The sequence below is a fragment of the Petralouisia sp. genome (assembly GCF_056822245.1).
Map to the genome: position 1 here is coordinate 15,224 of NZ_JBQIOP010000045.1, position 16,602 is coordinate 31,825.

Genomic DNA, 16,602 nt, shown 5'->3' on the forward strand with positions numbered 1-16,602 from the left:
GGAGAAAAATCAATGTTTGAAGCATCTATTTTAGAAAAATTATCTGAAATGAAAAATGATGAAAAGTTTTACAAGGAATATTTTGAGGCTAGACATAACCTTTCAAATCTAAAAAAATTCTTATCTGGAATTAATGCAGATGATATTAAAAGACGTCGTCTTATTGTTCCTGAAATATCTCCTGAGTTAATCCCGCATATCATGGATGACCAGGAATATTTTGACAAAAATACTCCGCAAAGCGTATTTTTCAGCAAACACAACCGCTACACCCCTGCCTTTTTGCATAAACATATATTTTTTGAAATCGTTTATGTTCTTGCCGGCCGATGCGTACAAGCAATCGGACTTGATACACATCAGTTTCATGAAGGGGATTTTATATTTATTTCTCCGAATACCTTTCACACAATGGAAGTATTTGACGATAACAGCCTCGTTATCAATATTTTATTACGGCGCAGCACATTTCAACATATGTTTTCACCTTTAATCTACGGAAACGACCTTTTAAGTGAGTTTTTTTCCAGCGGTTTATATGAATCCAATCAATTTCAATATATAGCTTTTCATTCTGGGAGCGATTCGTTTATAAAAAATAAATTTCTGGAAATGTGTGAAGAATGGATAACCCCTGATAATTATACCGATCAGTTTCTGGTAGGAATTCTTACTATGTTATTTGCTTATCTTATGCGCAGATACTCTGACACACTTGAGACTTCTGTTTCACAACATACGTCTGCACCGGATGATTTTTTAATTATGAACTATATGCAGGAACACTTAAAGGATGTTACCCTTGCTGATGTAGCAGAACATTTTAATTTTTCGGTGTCCTATTGTTCCCGCCTTATCAAATCTTCAACCGGTGTGGGCTTTAATGACTGGAAACGGACTTTCCGCCTGCGAAGAGCAGAACATCTGCTTCTAAGCAGCAATTATACGATTACCCAGATCAGTGAAACTGTTGGATATGCAAATCCGGAATCTTTTATCAGAAGCTTTAAAAAAGAGTTTCATCTAAGCCCATCTGAATATAGAAGAAATAAAAATCGAACTTTATAAGAATTGAAAGTATTCCTGTTTTCTGTAATTACTCCTTTGCAGGGCCATCGTTTTAACCACTACATAATAACCTCGCCCCTGCAAAAAAGGAAGTCATGGCTCACGTGCTGTCTCTAAGTAAAAAAGATTGGAACCAAAAGCCTGTTTTACATCTCAGGCTTTCCTGTTCCAACCATTTACAATACCTGCGGCAGACACTTTTCCAGATTGCTTCTACTCCAGAATCAGCTTCACGCAGCCATACATTCCCGCGTCATTTCCGAGAGACGCCAGTGCAAATCTGGTGTCTTTACAGGAAGGAAAGACTGATTCCCTGAAATACCGGCTCAATGCCTCAATCAGAACCTCTCCTGCCCTGGAAACGCCGCCGCCGATGACAAACACCTCCGGGTCTGCCACACAGGCGATATTGCTCAGCCCTCTTCCAAGAATGCGGGCAAATTTCTCCACAATCTGTTCTGCCAGCTTGTCCTTATTCTTATATGCATCAAATACTTTCTTGGCGGAAATTTCACCTGCGTGATCCAAAGCAGACGTCTCATGCTCCTGCTCCAATGCCTCTTTGGCCAAACGGACAATTCCTGTTGCGGAACAATACTGCTCCAGACATCCCTTTCTGCCGCAGTTGCAGGGAATGTTTTCATGGGGATTCACGGTAATATGCCCAATCTCCCCGCCTGCGCCGTGAGCGCCGGACACAATCTTTTCATCCACAATAATGCCGCCGCCAACGCCTGTTCCAAGGGTTACCATGACGATGCTCCTGCAGCCTTTGCCGCCGCCCTGCCACATTTCACCAAGAGCCGCCACATTGGCGTCATTTCCTGCTTTTACCTGAATCCCTTCCATCAGTCCGCCCATTTCCTGGGGAATATTTTTATCTTTCCACCCCAGATTTACACAGATAGGCACGCTGCCGTCGGGCTGCACCGGCCCGGGAATGCCAATGCCGATTCCTTCCACTTCTTCTTTTCCAATCTTACGCTCTGCCATCTTGCTATGTAAGGAAGCCGCCACATCCGAAAGGATATTTTTTCCTTCTTCCCTGGTATCAGTGGGAATTTCCCATTTCTCTGCAAGATTCCCTGACGTTTCAAACAGGCCGATCTTGCAGGTGGTGCCTCCGATATCTACGCCGAAGCCATATTTTTTCATGTTGAACCTCCATTGATTTTATATTATAGTTATACTATATTAAGTAGACAAATGCAATAAAACAAACGGAGAAAATATCTTATGACCCACATTTTATTGGTAGAAGACGACAAAAGCATCGTCACCAACTTAACAGAATTTCTGCAGAAGGAGGGCTTCGCCATCACATCCGTGGACGGACAGACAAAAGCCCTTGCGCTCTTAGCGGACTCGCCCGCTGCCTTTGATTTAATGCTGTTGGATGTTTCCCTGGCGGAAGGCAACGGATTTGCCATCTGCCGCGCAGTGAAATCCACCACCAGCCTTCCGGTTATTTTCCTGACGGCCTCAGGCGATGAATACAGCGTAGTCACCGGCCTGGATCTGGGCGCCGACGACTACATTGCCAAACCTTTCCGCCCAAGGGAGCTTATTTCCCGGATTCACAACATTCTGCGCCGCTACGGCAAAGCGAACACGGTACTGGAATACCAGAACATTACTGTAGATGTAAACCGGGGAACCGTGTCCAGAGACGGCCGGGAGCTTCTGCTGTCTGCGCTGGAATACCGGCTTCTTCTGTATTTTATGAACAATAAGAATATTGTGCTGTCCCGCTCTCAGCTCTTAGACGCCCTCTGGGATATGGCAGGAGAATTTGTCAATGACAATACCCTGACGGTATATATCAAGCGGTTAAGGGAAAAGATTGAGGAAGATCCCCAGAATCCTGTGCTGATTAAGACGATACGGGGGATGGGGTATAAGATGGGGGAATAGCAGTGGGGTGCAGTTTTTGAGTTTGGAAACGGACGAAACTGCCGGATTGCCCTTTCCCACACAAACCGGACAGCATTTTGGCAAACCAACTGTTAACTGAGACTTATTACTCCGGAGTAATAGAAAGGAACCTTTAACGTGATGAAATTTTTCCGCAATCCTGAGATCAGGCTAAGTCTGGTCTGGCATTTTTCTTTATTTTTCGGGGCTGTGTTGCTGGGATTTTGCTTTCCTTCCCGGGCCGTAATTCTGATAATTGTTTTTTCTTTTTTATTTATTGGTTCTCATTACTGGATCACCTGGCGCAGATACCGGAGGCTTGCGCAGCTTGCCCGGGAAATTGACCATATGCTCCACAGTCAGATTCCGGTTCAGTTTGAGAAATACCGGGAGGGGGAATTGTCCATTCTGGAAAATGAACTGTCTAAGATGACGCTCAAGCTCAGTGAACAGGCTGCAGCCCTGGCAGATGACAAAAAGTTCCTGGCAGATTCCATGGCGGACATTTCCCATCAGATCCGCTCTCCTCTGACTTCTTCCAATTTGATTCTCTCCCTGCTGATGGAGCCGGATCTGCCCTCTGTAAAACGGAAAAAACTGCTGCAGGAGCTGGCGCAGCTTCTCTCCCGCATTGACTGGCTGGTGGAATCTCTGCTGAAAATGTCCAAAATGGATGCCGGAACTGTGTGTTTTCAGCAGGCCCCGGTAAATGTCAGAGCCTTAATCCGGCAGGCTGCAGAACCTTTGATGATTCCCATGGAGCTGCGGGAACAGACTTTTTCCATTCAGGAAGAATCCGGGGTGGAATTTACCGGAGATCAGGCCTGGTCTCAGGAAGCAATTTTAAATATCCTGAAAAACTGCATGGAGCATACGCCCCCGGGCGGCTGTATCCAGGTATTTTTCTCACAGAACGCCATCTACACGGAAATTGTCATTGAAGATAACGGCCCCGGATTTGACAGAGAAGATCTGCCCCATTTATTTGAACGGTTTTATAAGGGAAAAAATGCTTCCTCCCAAAGCGTAGGCATCGGCCTGGCTCTGGCGCGGATGGTGGTTTCCAGGCAAAACGGAACGCTGAAAGCTGAGAACCGGCCAGAGGGAGGAGCCAGGTTTACCATTAAATTTTATTCTCCCTGAATTCTCTTCCGTGACAATTTTGTCACACAGAAGTCACTGCCTTGTCACTCTGCCTGGTTAGAATAAAATTAAATCAAACGCAGGCAGACGCCTGCCTATCGAAAAGGAGCAAAGCATATGGAAATTTTAAAAGCAGAACACTTAACAAAAATTTACGGCTCCGGAGAAAACCAGGTCAAGGCATTGGACGATATTTCTTTTTCTGTAAAAAAAGGGGAATTTCTGGCCATCATCGGGCCTTCCGGTTCCGGGAAATCTACTCTGCTGCATGTTTTGGGCGGCGTGGATGTGCCTACTTCCGGCAAAGTATGGATGGAAGGCACGGATGTCTATGCCCAGAATGAAAGTCAGCTTGCAGTATTCCGCCGCCGGCAGGTGGGGCTGATTTATCAGTTCTATAACTTAATCCCCGTACTGAATGTGACAGAAAATATGACCCTGCCGGTTCTGATGGACAGCCGGGAAGTCAATCAGCAGCGTCTGGAAGAACTTTTAAACATTCTTTCTCTCAAAGGCCGGGAAGGACATCTGCCCAACCAGTTGTCCGGCGGACAGCAGCAGCGGGTATCCATCGGCCGGGCTTTAATGAACGCCCCTGCTGTGGTACTGGCCGATGAGCCCACCGGAAACCTGGACTCCAAAAACAGCCAGGAAATTGTAGAGCTGTTAAAATACTCCAACAAAACTTACAAACAGACCTTGCTTGTAATCACCCATGACGAAAATATTGCCCTTCAGGCCGACCGGATCATTGCTTTGGAAGACGGTAAAATTATCAGAGATGAGGTGATCCACTCATGAATATTTTTCATAAAGTCACCTTAAAAAACCTGAAAGAAAACAAGACGCGGACACTGGTTACCATTGTGGGAATTATCCTTTCCGCCGCCATGTTCAGCGCCACCACCATCAGCCTTTCCTCCCTGCGGCACTGCCTGATACAGTCCGCCATCTATACGGATGGAAGCTGGTACGGCACATTCCAGAACCTCTCCGCAGAAGATGCTGAAAAAATCCGCTCCAACGATAAAATCAGCGCCGCCGTATCTATGGAATTTCTGGGATATTCTGAACCGAAAGGCTGCACCAATGAGACAAAGCCGTATCTGGGCGTCTATGGCATTCAAAAAGATTTCACCCAACTGATGCCCATTCACATCACCAGCGGACGGATGCCGGAAAACAGCAGCGAAATCCTGCTCCCCAACCATCTGGCCTACAACGGCGGCATTGAATATGAGCTAAACGACACTTTAAAGCTGAATCCCGGAACCCGTATAAATGATCAGGGCGAACGGCTGACCAATGAAACACCGTATTTGAATAACGCTGATTCCGATGATTCAAAACGGTATGACGAAGATGAGCCCAGTCATGCCGGCGCCTCAGAGAAACTGATTCCCGGCGAACCAAAAACTTACACAGTAACCGGATTCTATGCGCGGCCGTCCTTTGAAGATTACTCCACGCCCGCTTACACTGCCCTTACCATCGGAGAAAATAACAGCGAATGCCTGTACCACCTTTATGTCCGCACGGTTTCGGGAAAAAACACTATTCCCACCCTTGAAACAATTTACGATGGAATTGAAAACTCGGAATACTTAACCGCCTCCTTCAATTACTCTCTGCTGCGGCTGTACGGCTACTCCGGGGAAAGCAGATACAACAGTGTTTTATTCGGCCTTGGGGCTATCCTGATTGCCATTATCATGTTCGGTTCCATCTCGCTGATTTACAATGCATTTTCTATTTCTGTCAGTGAACGAACCCGGCAATTCGGACTGCTGTCCTCCATCGGAGCCACCAAACGGCAGCTGACCGGAAGCGTATTGTTTGAAGCTGTATTTTTGGGCTGCATCGGCATTCCTCTGGGAATTTTATCCGGGCTTTTGGGCATCGGCGTCACTTTCTTTTTTACAGAGGATATGATCGGCCAGGTTCTCGGCATTCCCGGCTCCCCCGGACTTTCCGGAATTGATCCGGTGATTTTATCCCTGGGCCCTGTGGAGCAGGTTTCCCTGAGGCTTTATCCTTCCTTTTATGCCCTGGCCCTGGCTATTCTTATTTCCCTGCTGACAATCCTGATTTCCGCCTACCTTCCCGTTCGGCGGGCAGTGAAAAAATCAGCCATTGACGCCATCCGGCAGACAGAGGATATCTCCATCCGCCCGGGAAAAATGAAAATCTCAAGGTTTGCAGAGAAATTTTTCGGCTTTGAAGGCATGCTTGCGGCCAAAAATTACAAACGCAACCGGAAAAAATACCGTGCCACCGTAATTTCTTTGTTTTTAAGCATTACACTGTTTATTTCAGCAAGCAGCTGGTGCAGCTATCTGACGAAATCTTTAGATACTGTGATTTCCGACGCTGACTATGACATTTATTATATTTACCATGAAGATGACGCCGGCTATCCGGCTGACGTTATTTTTTCCGAATTACAGAAAACCAAAAACGTAACGGAAGGCGTGTACAGTACACAGCTCTATTTGACAGGTTCCGTTGATACTGCCTCCCTGAGCCGGGAATATCGGGATTACCAGAAAGAGTATAACGAAGCCCAGGGAAATGAATACAAAGAATTTGCCTCTTCCCTTTCAGACTTTCAAATAGTTTTTCTGGAGGATGAAGCGTTCCTTCGGTATTTAAACGAACAGAACCTGCCGGAATCCATTTATTATAACCGGGAGCGCCCCACGGCTGTGGCTGTGGACACTCTGCGGCAGTATGGTTACGATGGACGCTATCACAGCCACCACATGTTTTCTGATATCAAGAAGGCGAACCTGCAGCTGCACATAACCTTTTTTAAAGAAAATATGTCCCGTTATCTTGAAATCAACAGCGAAAACGGCGAAATTCAGTGTGTGAACTACAATTATGAAACTGATACCAGTATGCCGGAGCCGTTGGAGGAAAGCTGCCAGACCATTCCCATCACCATCGGAACGGTTCTGACAGAAGCTCCCCCATTATTTGCAAATGAACAAGATAACCCCCAGCTGTTTTTCCCCTACAGTTTTATGGATGATATTTTTTCTTCTCTGGACCGGGACAGGGAATACAATAACATTTCCGGAATCCCCCTCAGTGAAAAAGCCTCCAAGTACATGCTGTTTAAGTGTGAAAACCATACTGAGACCTACGAGGCCATGCGTAAACTGCTGGACGACAAAGGAATTTCATCAGACAGCATCATGGACTATGCAGCCAATATGGAAAATGAACGGGCCCTGGTAACGGTGATGAACGTATTTGCTTTCGGATTTATTACACTGATTTCACTGATTGCAGCGGCAAATGTGTTTAATACCATTTCCACCAACATCAATCTGCGGCGAAGAGAATTTGCCATGCTGAAATCTGTGGGCCTGACGCCGGAGAGTTTTCGGAAAATGATGAATTTTGAATGCCTGCTGTATGGAGTTAAAGGGCTGCTCTACGGACTTCCGGTGTCCTTTCTTGTAACCCTGCTGATTTACCGTACCATTTCCAACGGACTTGACGCCAGCTTCTATATTCCATGGTACAGTATTGCAACGGCAGTATTCAGCGTATTCCTTGTGGTTTTTGCGACCATGCTGTATTCTATGAATAAGATTAAGAAAGAAAATACCATTGACGTACTGAAAAATGAGAATGTGTAAACATTCCCGGCCAAACTGAATCGCCCACCTCCATATCAAAGGGGCTGTCGCACTAAGCAAAACATATACAAGATATAGTATAGAAGAATGTTTCAAACCAGCTATATCTTGTATCATTTTTCTTAATGCGGCAGCTTCTTTAACTTCCAGGCATTAAATATTGTAATATGCGTAAAAATATAGTAAACTAACACCATGCCGAAGGAAGTAAATTTACGGCAGAGATAAGACAGTGCGGCGTTTGCCGCAGAAACCGGAACCGTATCCCGAAAGGAGGGAATTTATGGATGGTATTTTCTGGTTAATTGTAGTTGTTGTGATGGCAGTGATTGAAATTATTACCCTGGGGCTTACGACCATCTGGTTTGCAGGAGGGGCCCTGGCTTCATTTGCGGCCAGTCTGCTGGGGGCAAACCTGTTGGTGCAGAGCATTTTGTTTGTGACAGTTTCCGTTGTGCTGCTTGCCGTTACCAGACCGTTGGCGGTAGAATTTTTTAATAAGGGCAGAACGAAAACCAACGCGGAAAGCCTGATTGGAAAAACGGCTGTGGTTCAGCAGGAAATTGACAATCTGAAAGCTGCAGGAATGGTTACTGTCGACGGGCAGGAGTGGTCTGCAAGATCCAAAGATGATTCTGTAATTCCTGCCGAAACCCGGGTGGAAATTCTGGAGATCAGCGGTGTGAAGCTTCTGGTGAGACAGAAAGAATTATAAGCTGTGGAGGGCTAATCTATGTTAGGATATATTATTGTATTATTATTGATTATTTTCGGACTGATTCTGGTGGCGTCCTGTGTGAAAATTGTTCCTCAGGCCCATGCTCTTGTCATTGAACGTCTGGGCGGATACCAGGGCACCTGGGGCGTGGGGCTGCACTTTAAGGTTCCGTTTATTGACCGGGTGGCAAAACGAGTATTGCTGAAAGAACAGGTGGTGGATTTCGCGCCCCAGCCGGTAATCACCAAGGACAATGTTACCATGCGGATTGATACGGTGGTTTATTTTCAGATTACCGATCCCAAGCTCTTTGCATACGGGGTGGAAAATCCCATTATGGCCATTGAAAATCTGACGGCCACAACCCTCAGAAATATTATCGGCGACCTGGAGCTGGATGAAACGCTGACTTCCAGAGAACTAATCAATACCAAGATGCGTGCTTCCCTGGATGTGGCCACTGACCCCTGGGGAATCAAGGTGAACCGGGTAGAGCTGAAAAACATCATTCCCCCTCAGCAGATTCAGGACGCCATGGAAAAACAGGCCAAGGCAGAGCGGGAACGCCGTGCAGCCGTAACCCAGGCAGAAGGCGAGAAAACAGCAACCGTCCTGGTGGCGGAGGGTAAGAAAGAATCTGCGATTCTGGATGCAGAAGCAGAAAAACAGGCGGCCATTCTCCGGGCAGAGGCGAAAAAGGAAGCCACCATGCGGGAGGCAGAAGGCCAGGCAGAAGCGATTCTTCGGATTCAGAAAGCCAATGCAGACGGCCTCCGGTTCCTGAGAGAAGCCGCGCCGGATCATGCGGTGCTTCAGTTAAAGAGTCTGGAAGCCTTTGAAAAGGCGGCGGACGGCAAGGCAACCAAAATTATTATTCCCTCTGAGATTCAGGGCCTTGCAGGTCTGGCCAAATCTCTGACGGAAATTGGAAAAGAAAGTTAAGAATGTTGTTTGCAGCGGGCCGTAGTACTACAGCGAACAATCTATATTTCGATACACAGGAGTTTGTGTGTTAAAGGGCCATCCGGTAGTTCTGTCCGTATCCAAATATAAAACGTTCGCTGTTTATGGGCTTGCTTTGGAAAAATAAGGCAATTATTACTCATGAGAAGAACAGGAAGGGGAAGAAATGAATTTTACAGGAAGAAGCTTTTTAAAATTAAAGGATTTTACACCGGAGGAAATTACATATCTTGTGGAATTGGGCATGGAATTAAAACAGAAAAAGAAACAGGGAATCGCCCATGACGAATTAAAAGGCAAAAATATTGCGTTGATTTTTGAAAAGACAAGCACCAGAACCAGGTGCTCTTTTGAAGTTGCAGCCTATGATTTGGGCATGCATGTAACTTATTTAGATCCCTCCGGCTCCCAGATTGGGAAAAAAGAAAGCATCAAAGACACTGCAAGGGTACTGGGCAGAATGTATGACGGAATCGAATACCGGGGGTTCGGTCAGGAAATCGTGGAAGAACTGGCAGAATACGCCGGCGTTCCGGTGTGGAACGGCCTGACCAACGAATTCCATCCCACCCAGATGATTGCGGATATGATGACCATTCAGGAAAAATTCGGCCGGCTGAAAGGAATGAAACTGGTGTTTATGGGAGACGCCCGCTATAATATGGGTAATTCCCTGATGGTAACATGTGCAAAATTGGGTATGGATTTTGTGGCCTGCACCAGTAAAAATTATTTCCCGGATGCAGAGCTTGTGGCTTACTGCAGAGAAATTGCAGCGCAGACAGGAGCTTCTGTAACTCTGACCGAAGACACAGCCGAGGGAACCAAAGACGCAGATGTGATTTACACCGACGTTTGGGTGTCCATGGGAGAACCGGAAGAAGTCTGGGAAAGCCGAATCCGGGAGCTGATGCCTTATCAGGTCAATCAGAACATCATGGACAATGCCAAACCCACCGCTATTTTCATGCATTGCCTGCCGGCCTTTCATGATTTAGAGACAACCATCGGCAGACAGATTCATGGGAAATTCGGCCTGTCTGAAATGGAAGTGACAAATCAGGTATTTGAGAGCAGCCAGTCTGTGGTATTTGACGAGGCTGAAAACCGGATGCACAGCATCAAGGCCATTATGTATGCTACATTAAAATAGTTTGTTGGTAATTCCGGAGGAAGTAATGAAAACAGAAATTTTGCGGCTGCTTCGTCAGGCAGAGCCGGGAAGCTATGTTTCCGGCCAGGAGCTCTGTGAACGCCTTGGCGTGTCCCGTACGGCAGTCTGGAAGTCCATGAAACAGTTAAAAGAAACCGGATATGAAATAGAAGCCGTGCAAAACAGAGGCTACCGCCTGGTGTTTGTACCTGATATTTTGTCTAAAAATGAAATCGAAAGCTGCCTTTCCACCAAATGGCTGGGACATCCCATCCGTTATTATGATGAAATTGATTCCACCAATACAGAAGCAAAACGCGTGGCGGAAGAAACCAGAGGCACAGAAGGCCATGGAACGGTATTTGTGGCGGACATGCAGACGTTCGGCCGGGGAAGGCGGGGAAGAGCCTGGAATTCCCCCCATGGAACCGGAATCTTTTTTACAATATTATTAAAGCCGGACATCGATCCCGCCAACGCTTCCATGCTGACTCTGGTGCAGGCATTGGCAGCGGCAGCGGGAATCCGGGCTGTCACAGGACTGGACGCCAGAATCAAGTGGCCCAACGACATTGTGGTAAACGGCAAAAAAATTGTAGGAATTCTGACAGAAATGAGCGCGCAGATCGATTATGTCAATCACATTGTGGTAGGCACCGGGATCAATGTGCATCAGACAGAATTTCCGCCGGAGATTGCCAAGACGGCAGCTTCTTTGGATCTGGAATTGCAGCATGCAGGAAAAACCCCGCAGATTTCCAGGGCAGGATTACTGGGAAATGTTCTGGAACAGTTTGAACATTATTATGAAATTTATCTGAACACCCAGGATTTATCCGCCCTTTTTGAAGAATACAATTCCCTTCTGGTAAACTGCCGGCGCAGGGTGCGCGTGCTGGACCCTGGAGGAGAATTCGAGGGCACAGCCCTTGGAATCGACAGCCGGGGAGAACTTCTGGTGGAGCGGGCTCAGGGCGTGGAAAAAGTATCTTCCGGGGAAGTGTCAGTCCGGGGAATTTACGGATATGTGTAAGGAGGATTAAGGTATCATGGAACAGGAAGAAGTTATTCTGTGCGGTTCCAGCGCTTATACGAAAAAATATTATCTGAATGAGGAATTTGAGTCTCTGCCCGACGGCATCAAAGATGAATTGAAGATTATGTGCGTATTGTATACAGAAGATATCGGCGGCGTCCTTACATTGTTTTTCGATGAAACAGGCAGTCTGCAGTTTCAGACGGCGGCAGATGAAGGGGATTTGCTGTATGATGGCATTGGAAGCGTGCTGAAAGTCAAGCAGCTTCAGCAGACAAAGCAGGAACTGCTGAATTCTCTGGAGCTGTATTTCAAAGTATTTTTCCTGGGAGAAGAATTTTCAGAAGAGGATGTGGAGGAATTATAATGCTATTAGTTGTAGATGTGGGAAACACCAATATTACCTTCGGAGTATTTGCGGAGCAGAAGTTAGAGGCAACCTTTCGTATGACCACTAAACTGCAGCGGACTTCCGATGAATATGGGATCTGTATTCGGGATCTGATTTCCCACAACAAGTTAAATCCGGAAAAAATCAGGGACGTAATCATTGCCTCCGTAGTGCCGAATGTGATGCATTCCCTGTTAAGCTCCTTTATCAAATATTTTGATATCAAACCGGTGGTGGTGGAGCCCGGAATCAAGACAGGCATCCGGATTGCCACAGAAAATCCCAGGCAGTTGGGCGCAGACCGGATTGTGGATGCGGCGGCAGCCTTCGAGCAGTACGGCGGGCCGGTGTTTGTCATTGATTTCGGAACAGGGACTACCTACGATCTGGTGGATGAAACAGGCTCATTTGTATCCGGCGTCACCGCGCCCGGAATCCGCACCTCCGCCAAAGCATTGTGGGAAGATGCGGCAAAACTGCCGGAAATAGAAATCCGAAAACCAGGCAGCATCCTTGCCAGAGAAACCATCAGCAGTATGCAGGCCGGGCTGATTTACGGCCAGATTGGGCAGACGGAATATATCATCCGCCAGACTAAGAAAGAAACTGGTTACAAAAATCTGAAGGTGGTGGCCACCGGAGGCCTTGGCAAAATTATTGCAAATGAAACCGATGAAATTGACATCTACGATCCTACCCTGACGCTGCAGGGTCTCCGGCTGATTTACAATAAACAGAACCGGGGAAAATAAAACGGCAGAATATATTCAAACAACACAAAGCAGAATCACAGAATATAGGAAAAGCAATGGAAAAATTAAAAATCGGAAATGTAATGCTTGAAAATAACCTGATTCTGGCGCCGATGGCAGGGGTATGCGACCTGCCATTTCGCATGCTCTGCAAAGAACAGGGAGCAGGACTTCTCTGTATGGAGATGGTAAGCGCCAAAGGCATTTATTATAACAATAAAAACACAGAAATATTACTGACAGCCCATGAAAAAGAACGGCCCCTTTCCCTGCAGCTGTTCGGCGCAGATCCAGAAATTATCAGCGAAATGGCCAAAAAAATAGAAGATCGGCCCTTTGATATTCTGGATATCAATATGGGCTGCCCCGTGCCTAAGGTGGTGAATAACGGGGAAGGCTCCGCCCTGATGAAAACGCCGAAGCTGGCCTATGAAATCGTGTCAAAAACTGTAAAAGCCATACAGAAACCGGTGACAGTAAAGATTCGGAAGGGCTTTGATGAAGAGCATATCAACGCCGTTGAGATGGCAAAAATACTGGAGGAGGCAGGCGCTTCTACTCTGGCAATCCATGGAAGAACAAGGGAGCAATACTATTCCGGAGAAGCAGACTGGGAAATCATCCGTCAGGTAAAGGAAGCAGTTTCTATCCCTGTCATTGGAAACGGAGACATACGAAACGGCCGGGATGTACTCAGAATGAAAGCCCAGACAGGCTGCGATGGATTTATGATCGGAAGAGCCGCCCAGGGAAATCCATGGATTTTCCGCCAAATCCTGCATTTTCTGGAAACCGGAGAAGAACTGCCAAAACCAGAGCTGCCGGAAGTGACAGAACTGCTTCTGCGCCATGCCAGAGCCCAGATTGAATTTAAAGGTGAAACCGTTGCCATCCGGGAAATGCGCAAACATGCGGCCTGGTATACCGGCGGCTACAAGAATTCCGCCAGGCTCAGAGGCAAAATCAATGAAGTGGAAACCTATGAGCAGTTAGCATCATTATTTCGGACTATCGTATCTTTCTGACATTTCTTTTACCGCCCCTTCATATAATTGGAAAAATGGATAAGCCGGAGGAGCCAGGTGGTAGAAGAAAAACAGAAAAGAACAGGAATTTTGGGTTGGCTGAAGCACAAACTTAATGAAATAAAAAAGCGCTCTCAAACGCTGACGGAGGAGGAAATCTGGGAGGAAGCATCGGCAGAGGGAAATCCGTTTCTGCCTCAGCTGCGATGGATTTTAGAACAAATTCTGGATAAATATGCAATGGATTACCGGACATTCAGTCCGCTTTTACTGGATACAGATACACCGCCGGAATCCATGTTGGATGAGGATGATGTGGAGCTTGTACTGGAACAGATTTCCAATGATTTGAATTTTCTGCGGATTGCAACCCAACGTCCTGAATATTTTGCTTCCTATATTGAAAGAATGTATGAGGATACCGGACTGGTGGTTCAGACAAGCCGCCGGGAAGAAATATCTTTGGAGGGCATCAATGTCATTTTGGATATGGAGCGCAGGGGAAACTGCCATTACCGTTACATGAAGGAGGGCATCCTTTACATTCCTTTATATAAAAGACCCTGGAGCCGGGTGAAAATGCTGCAGAATCTTGACATTTCCATACCCATCGGGTATAATACTGTGATTGTTAAAGAGAGATAATTCGTTGTTTTTGCAGACAGTTCCGTAAAAGGAAGCTGTCTTTTGATATTAAATATATAATGTAATAGGAAGGTGTTGTGTTATGGAAAAGAAAAATTTATTAACTTATGAAGGCCTGCAGAAATTGGAAACAGAGCTGCATGACCTGAAAGTAGTAAAGAGAAAAGAGGTTGCCCAGAAAATCAAAGAGGCAAGAGAGCAGGGAGATCTTTCAGAAAATGCAGAATATGACGCTGCCAAAGACGAACAGCGGGACATAGAAGCCAGAATTGAAGAAATCGAAAAAATATTGAAAAATGCTGAAGTTGTAGTGGAAGATGAAGTGGACCTGGACAAGATCAGCGTAGGCTGCCGGGTAAAGATTTATGACTTTGAATTTGAAGAAGAACTGGAATATAAAATCGTAGGCTCCACAGAGGCAAACAGCCTGCAGGGCAAGATTTCCAACGAATCTCCGGTAGGCAAATCCTTAATCGGAGCAAAAGTGGGCGATACGGTAAAAATAGAAACCCAGGCAGGCATGTTGGAGTATAAAGTATTGGAAATCCAGCGTTCCAACTAAATGGCAGCCAAATACTTGACGGCAAAAGCCAGTACCAGACGGTTCTGACCTATGAAAGCAGCGGCAGACATCGGCTCAGGCAATCATACAGAATGGAGGAAAAGAAAATGGCACAGAACAATCAGCCGGCGGAACAGGATTTAAATCAGTTATTGAAGGTCCGCCATGATAAATTAAAGGATTTGCAGGATAACGGAAAAGATCCGTTCCAGATAACAAAATATGATGTTAAGAGTCACAGCATGGAAATCAAAAACAATTTTGACTCCATGGAAGGGCAGACTGTAAGCATAGCAGGCAGAATGATGTTCAAACGTGTCATGGGAAAAGCATCCTTCTGTAACGTACAGGATTTACAGGGAAATATTCAGGCATATGTTGCCAGAGACAGTATCGGAGAGGACAGCTACAAGGATTTCAAGAAATATGACGTAGGCGATATTTTAGGCATCAAAGGAGAGGTTTTCAAAACCAAAACCGGAGAAATCTCTGTTCATGCCCAGGAAGTAACTCTTCTTTCCAAAAGCCTTCAGATTCTGCCGGAAAAATTCCATGGTCTGACAGATACAGATATCCGCTACCGTCAGCGGTATGTGGATCTGATTATGAACAGCGACGTAAAGGATACCTTTGTAAAACGCTCCAAAGTTCTCAGCAGCATCCGGAAATATCTGGACAGCCAGGGCTTTATGGAAGTGGAAACTCCTATGCTTGTAAGCAATGCGGGCGGCGCAGCCGCAAGGCCTTTTGAGACGCATTTCAATGCCTTAAATGAGGATTTGAAGCTGCGGATCTCTCTGGAGCTTTATTTAAAGAGACTGATTGTAGGCGGTATGGAACGCGTGTATGAAATCGGACGCGTATTCCGCAACGAAGGTCTGGACACCCGCCACAATCCGGAATTTACCTTAATGGAGCTTTATCAGGCATATACCGATTACCACGGCATGATGGACTTAACCGAGAACCTTTACCGCTATGTGGCCAAAGAAGTGACCGGTTCTGAGATTCTCACTTACGGGGAACATGAGATGGATCTTTCCAAGCCTTTTGAGCGGATTACCATGGTGGACGCCGTAAAGAAATATGCCAATGTGGATTTCAATGAAATTCATACCGCAGAAGAAGCTAAAAAACTGGCAGACGAACATCACATCGAATACGAAGCCCGACATAAGAAAGGCGATATTCTGAATCTGTTCTTCGAGGAATACGTGGAAGAACATCTGATTCAGCCTACCTTTGTGATGGATCATCCGGTTGAGATCTCACCCTTAACCAAAAAGAAACCGGACAATCCGGAGTATGTGGAACGTTTTGAATTCTTTATGAACAGTTGGGAAATGGCCAATGCTTATTCCGAGCTGAATGATCCCATCGATCAGAAGGAACGTTTTGAGGCACAGGAAGCGCTGCTGGCTGCCGGGGACGCAGATGCGAACCATACCGACGAAGATTTCCTGAATGCACTGAGCATCGGCATGCCGCCTACCGGCGGAATTGGGTTCGGAATTGACCGGATGGTGATGATGATGACGAATTCACCGGCGATTCGGGATGTTTTGTTGTTCCCGACGATGAA

General features: G+C 46.2%; 16 protein-coding genes. 15 read left to right on the forward strand and 1 reads right to left on the reverse strand.

Annotated features, from left to right (window positions below):
- Positions 1 to 12: 12 nt before the first annotated feature.
- A complete protein-coding gene (locus tag ACTO17_RS15395; RefSeq protein WP_172536363.1) occupies positions 13 to 1,068 on the forward strand; it encodes an AraC family transcriptional regulator in 1,056 nt (351 codons plus the stop codon).
- Between the two features lie 213 nt (positions 1,069 to 1,281).
- Here ACTO17_RS15395 and ACTO17_RS15400 read toward each other — a convergent pair whose 3' ends face one another.
- The gene (locus ACTO17_RS15400; protein WP_482558548.1) at positions 1,282 to 2,223 is read right to left on the reverse strand and encodes an ROK family glucokinase; all 942 of its coding nucleotides are present in this window, start codon (positions 2,221 to 2,223) and stop codon (positions 1,282 to 1,284) included.
- Between the two features lie 81 nt (positions 2,224 to 2,304).
- On the opposite strand from ACTO17_RS15400, the gene ACTO17_RS15405 reads away from it, so the two are divergent.
- The 14 genes from ACTO17_RS15405 to lysS all read left to right on the forward strand — a co-directional run.
- On the forward strand, positions 2,305 to 2,982 hold the full coding sequence (locus ACTO17_RS15405) for a response regulator transcription factor (RefSeq protein ID WP_482558549.1): 678 nt from the start codon (positions 2,305 to 2,307) through the stop codon (positions 2,980 to 2,982).
- Positions 2,983 to 3,123: 141 nt separating this feature from the next.
- Entirely contained in the window at positions 3,124 to 4,125 is a 1,002-nt protein-coding gene (locus tag ACTO17_RS15410; protein ID WP_482558562.1) for a sensor histidine kinase, read from the forward strand.
- Positions 4,126 to 4,242: 117 nt separating this feature from the next.
- Complete coding sequence (locus ACTO17_RS15415) at positions 4,243 to 4,926, forward strand: ABC transporter ATP-binding protein (RefSeq protein WP_482558550.1); 684 nt, start codon at positions 4,243 to 4,245, stop codon at positions 4,924 to 4,926.
- On the forward strand, positions 4,923 to 7,775 hold the full coding sequence (locus ACTO17_RS15420; protein ID WP_482558551.1) for an ABC transporter permease: 2,853 nt from the start codon (positions 4,923 to 4,925) through the stop codon (positions 7,773 to 7,775). The genes ACTO17_RS15415 and ACTO17_RS15420 overlap by 4 nt, the downstream gene beginning before the upstream one ends.
- 283 nt (positions 7,776 to 8,058) lie before the next feature.
- The gene (locus tag ACTO17_RS15425) at positions 8,059 to 8,490 is read left to right on the forward strand and encodes an NfeD family protein (protein ID WP_482558552.1); all 432 of its coding nucleotides are present in this window, start codon (positions 8,059 to 8,061) and stop codon (positions 8,488 to 8,490) included.
- Between the two features lie 18 nt (positions 8,491 to 8,508).
- On the forward strand, positions 8,509 to 9,435 hold the full coding sequence (locus tag ACTO17_RS15430) for an SPFH domain-containing protein (RefSeq protein WP_482558553.1): 927 nt from the start codon (positions 8,509 to 8,511) through the stop codon (positions 9,433 to 9,435).
- Positions 9,436 to 9,622: 187 nt separating this feature from the next.
- Positions 9,623 to 10,609: an ornithine carbamoyltransferase gene (gene argF, locus ACTO17_RS15435; RefSeq protein ID WP_482558554.1), complete on the forward strand. Its 987-nt coding sequence runs from the start codon at positions 9,623 to 9,625 to the stop codon at positions 10,607 to 10,609.
- A gap of 25 nt (positions 10,610 to 10,634) precedes the next feature.
- On the forward strand, positions 10,635 to 11,642 hold the full coding sequence (locus ACTO17_RS15440; RefSeq protein WP_482558555.1) for a biotin--[acetyl-CoA-carboxylase] ligase: 1,008 nt from the start codon (positions 10,635 to 10,637) through the stop codon (positions 11,640 to 11,642).
- A gap of 16 nt (positions 11,643 to 11,658) precedes the next feature.
- Positions 11,659 to 12,012, forward strand: a complete 354-nt coding sequence (locus tag ACTO17_RS15445) for a DUF6145 family protein (protein ID WP_482558556.1) — start codon at positions 11,659 to 11,661, stop codon at positions 12,010 to 12,012.
- A complete protein-coding gene (locus ACTO17_RS15450; RefSeq protein WP_482558557.1) occupies positions 12,012 to 12,788 on the forward strand; it encodes a type III pantothenate kinase in 777 nt (258 codons plus the stop codon). The genes ACTO17_RS15445 and ACTO17_RS15450 overlap by 1 nt, the downstream gene beginning before the upstream one ends.
- A gap of 56 nt (positions 12,789 to 12,844) precedes the next feature.
- Complete coding sequence (gene dusB, locus ACTO17_RS15455; protein WP_482558558.1) at positions 12,845 to 13,813, forward strand: tRNA dihydrouridine synthase DusB; 969 nt, start codon at positions 12,845 to 12,847, stop codon at positions 13,811 to 13,813.
- A gap of 57 nt (positions 13,814 to 13,870) precedes the next feature.
- Positions 13,871 to 14,458: a hypothetical protein gene (locus ACTO17_RS15460; protein WP_482558559.1), complete on the forward strand. Its 588-nt coding sequence runs from the start codon at positions 13,871 to 13,873 to the stop codon at positions 14,456 to 14,458.
- Between the two features lie 82 nt (positions 14,459 to 14,540).
- Entirely contained in the window at positions 14,541 to 15,020 is a 480-nt protein-coding gene (gene greA, locus ACTO17_RS15465; protein ID WP_482558560.1) for a transcription elongation factor GreA, read from the forward strand.
- Positions 15,021 to 15,127: 107 nt separating this feature from the next.
- Positions 15,128 to 16,602: lysine--tRNA ligase (lysS, locus tag ACTO17_RS15470; protein WP_482558561.1), on the forward strand; the 1,475-nt coding region annotated here is incomplete at its 3' end.

Bases quoted from the DNA above. Each gene is read 5' to 3' on its own strand.
- ACTO17_RS15450 (WP_482558557.1), top strand. From the start codon at position 12,012: ATGCTATTAGTTGTAGATGTGGGAAACACCAATATTACCTTCGGAGTA.
- dusB (WP_482558558.1), top strand. From the start codon at position 12,845: ATGGAAAAATTAAAAATCGGAAATGTAATGCTTGAAAATAACCTGATT.
- ACTO17_RS15430 (WP_482558553.1), top strand. From the start codon at position 8,509: ATGTTAGGATATATTATTGTATTATTATTGATTATTTTCGGACTGATT.
- greA (WP_482558560.1), top strand. From the start codon at position 14,541: ATGGAAAAGAAAAATTTATTAACTTATGAAGGCCTGCAGAAATTGGAA.
- ACTO17_RS15400 (WP_482558548.1), bottom strand. From the start codon at position 2,223: ATGAAAAAATATGGCTTCGGCGTAGATATCGGAGGCACCACCTGCAAG.
- ACTO17_RS15410 (WP_482558562.1), top strand. From the start codon at position 3,124: ATGAAATTTTTCCGCAATCCTGAGATCAGGCTAAGTCTGGTCTGGCAT.
- ACTO17_RS15420 (WP_482558551.1), top strand. From the start codon at position 4,923: ATGAATATTTTTCATAAAGTCACCTTAAAAAACCTGAAAGAAAACAAG.
- ACTO17_RS15445 (WP_482558556.1), top strand. From the start codon at position 11,659: ATGGAACAGGAAGAAGTTATTCTGTGCGGTTCCAGCGCTTATACGAAA.
- ACTO17_RS15440 (WP_482558555.1), top strand. From the start codon at position 10,635: ATGAAAACAGAAATTTTGCGGCTGCTTCGTCAGGCAGAGCCGGGAAGC.
- ACTO17_RS15425 (WP_482558552.1), top strand. From the start codon at position 8,059: ATGGATGGTATTTTCTGGTTAATTGTAGTTGTTGTGATGGCAGTGATT.
- argF (WP_482558554.1), top strand. From the start codon at position 9,623: ATGAATTTTACAGGAAGAAGCTTTTTAAAATTAAAGGATTTTACACCG.
- ACTO17_RS15395 (WP_172536363.1), top strand. From the start codon at position 13: ATGTTTGAAGCATCTATTTTAGAAAAATTATCTGAAATGAAAAATGAT.
- ACTO17_RS15415 (WP_482558550.1), top strand. From the start codon at position 4,243: ATGGAAATTTTAAAAGCAGAACACTTAACAAAAATTTACGGCTCCGGA.
- ACTO17_RS15405 (WP_482558549.1), top strand. From the start codon at position 2,305: ATGACCCACATTTTATTGGTAGAAGACGACAAAAGCATCGTCACCAAC.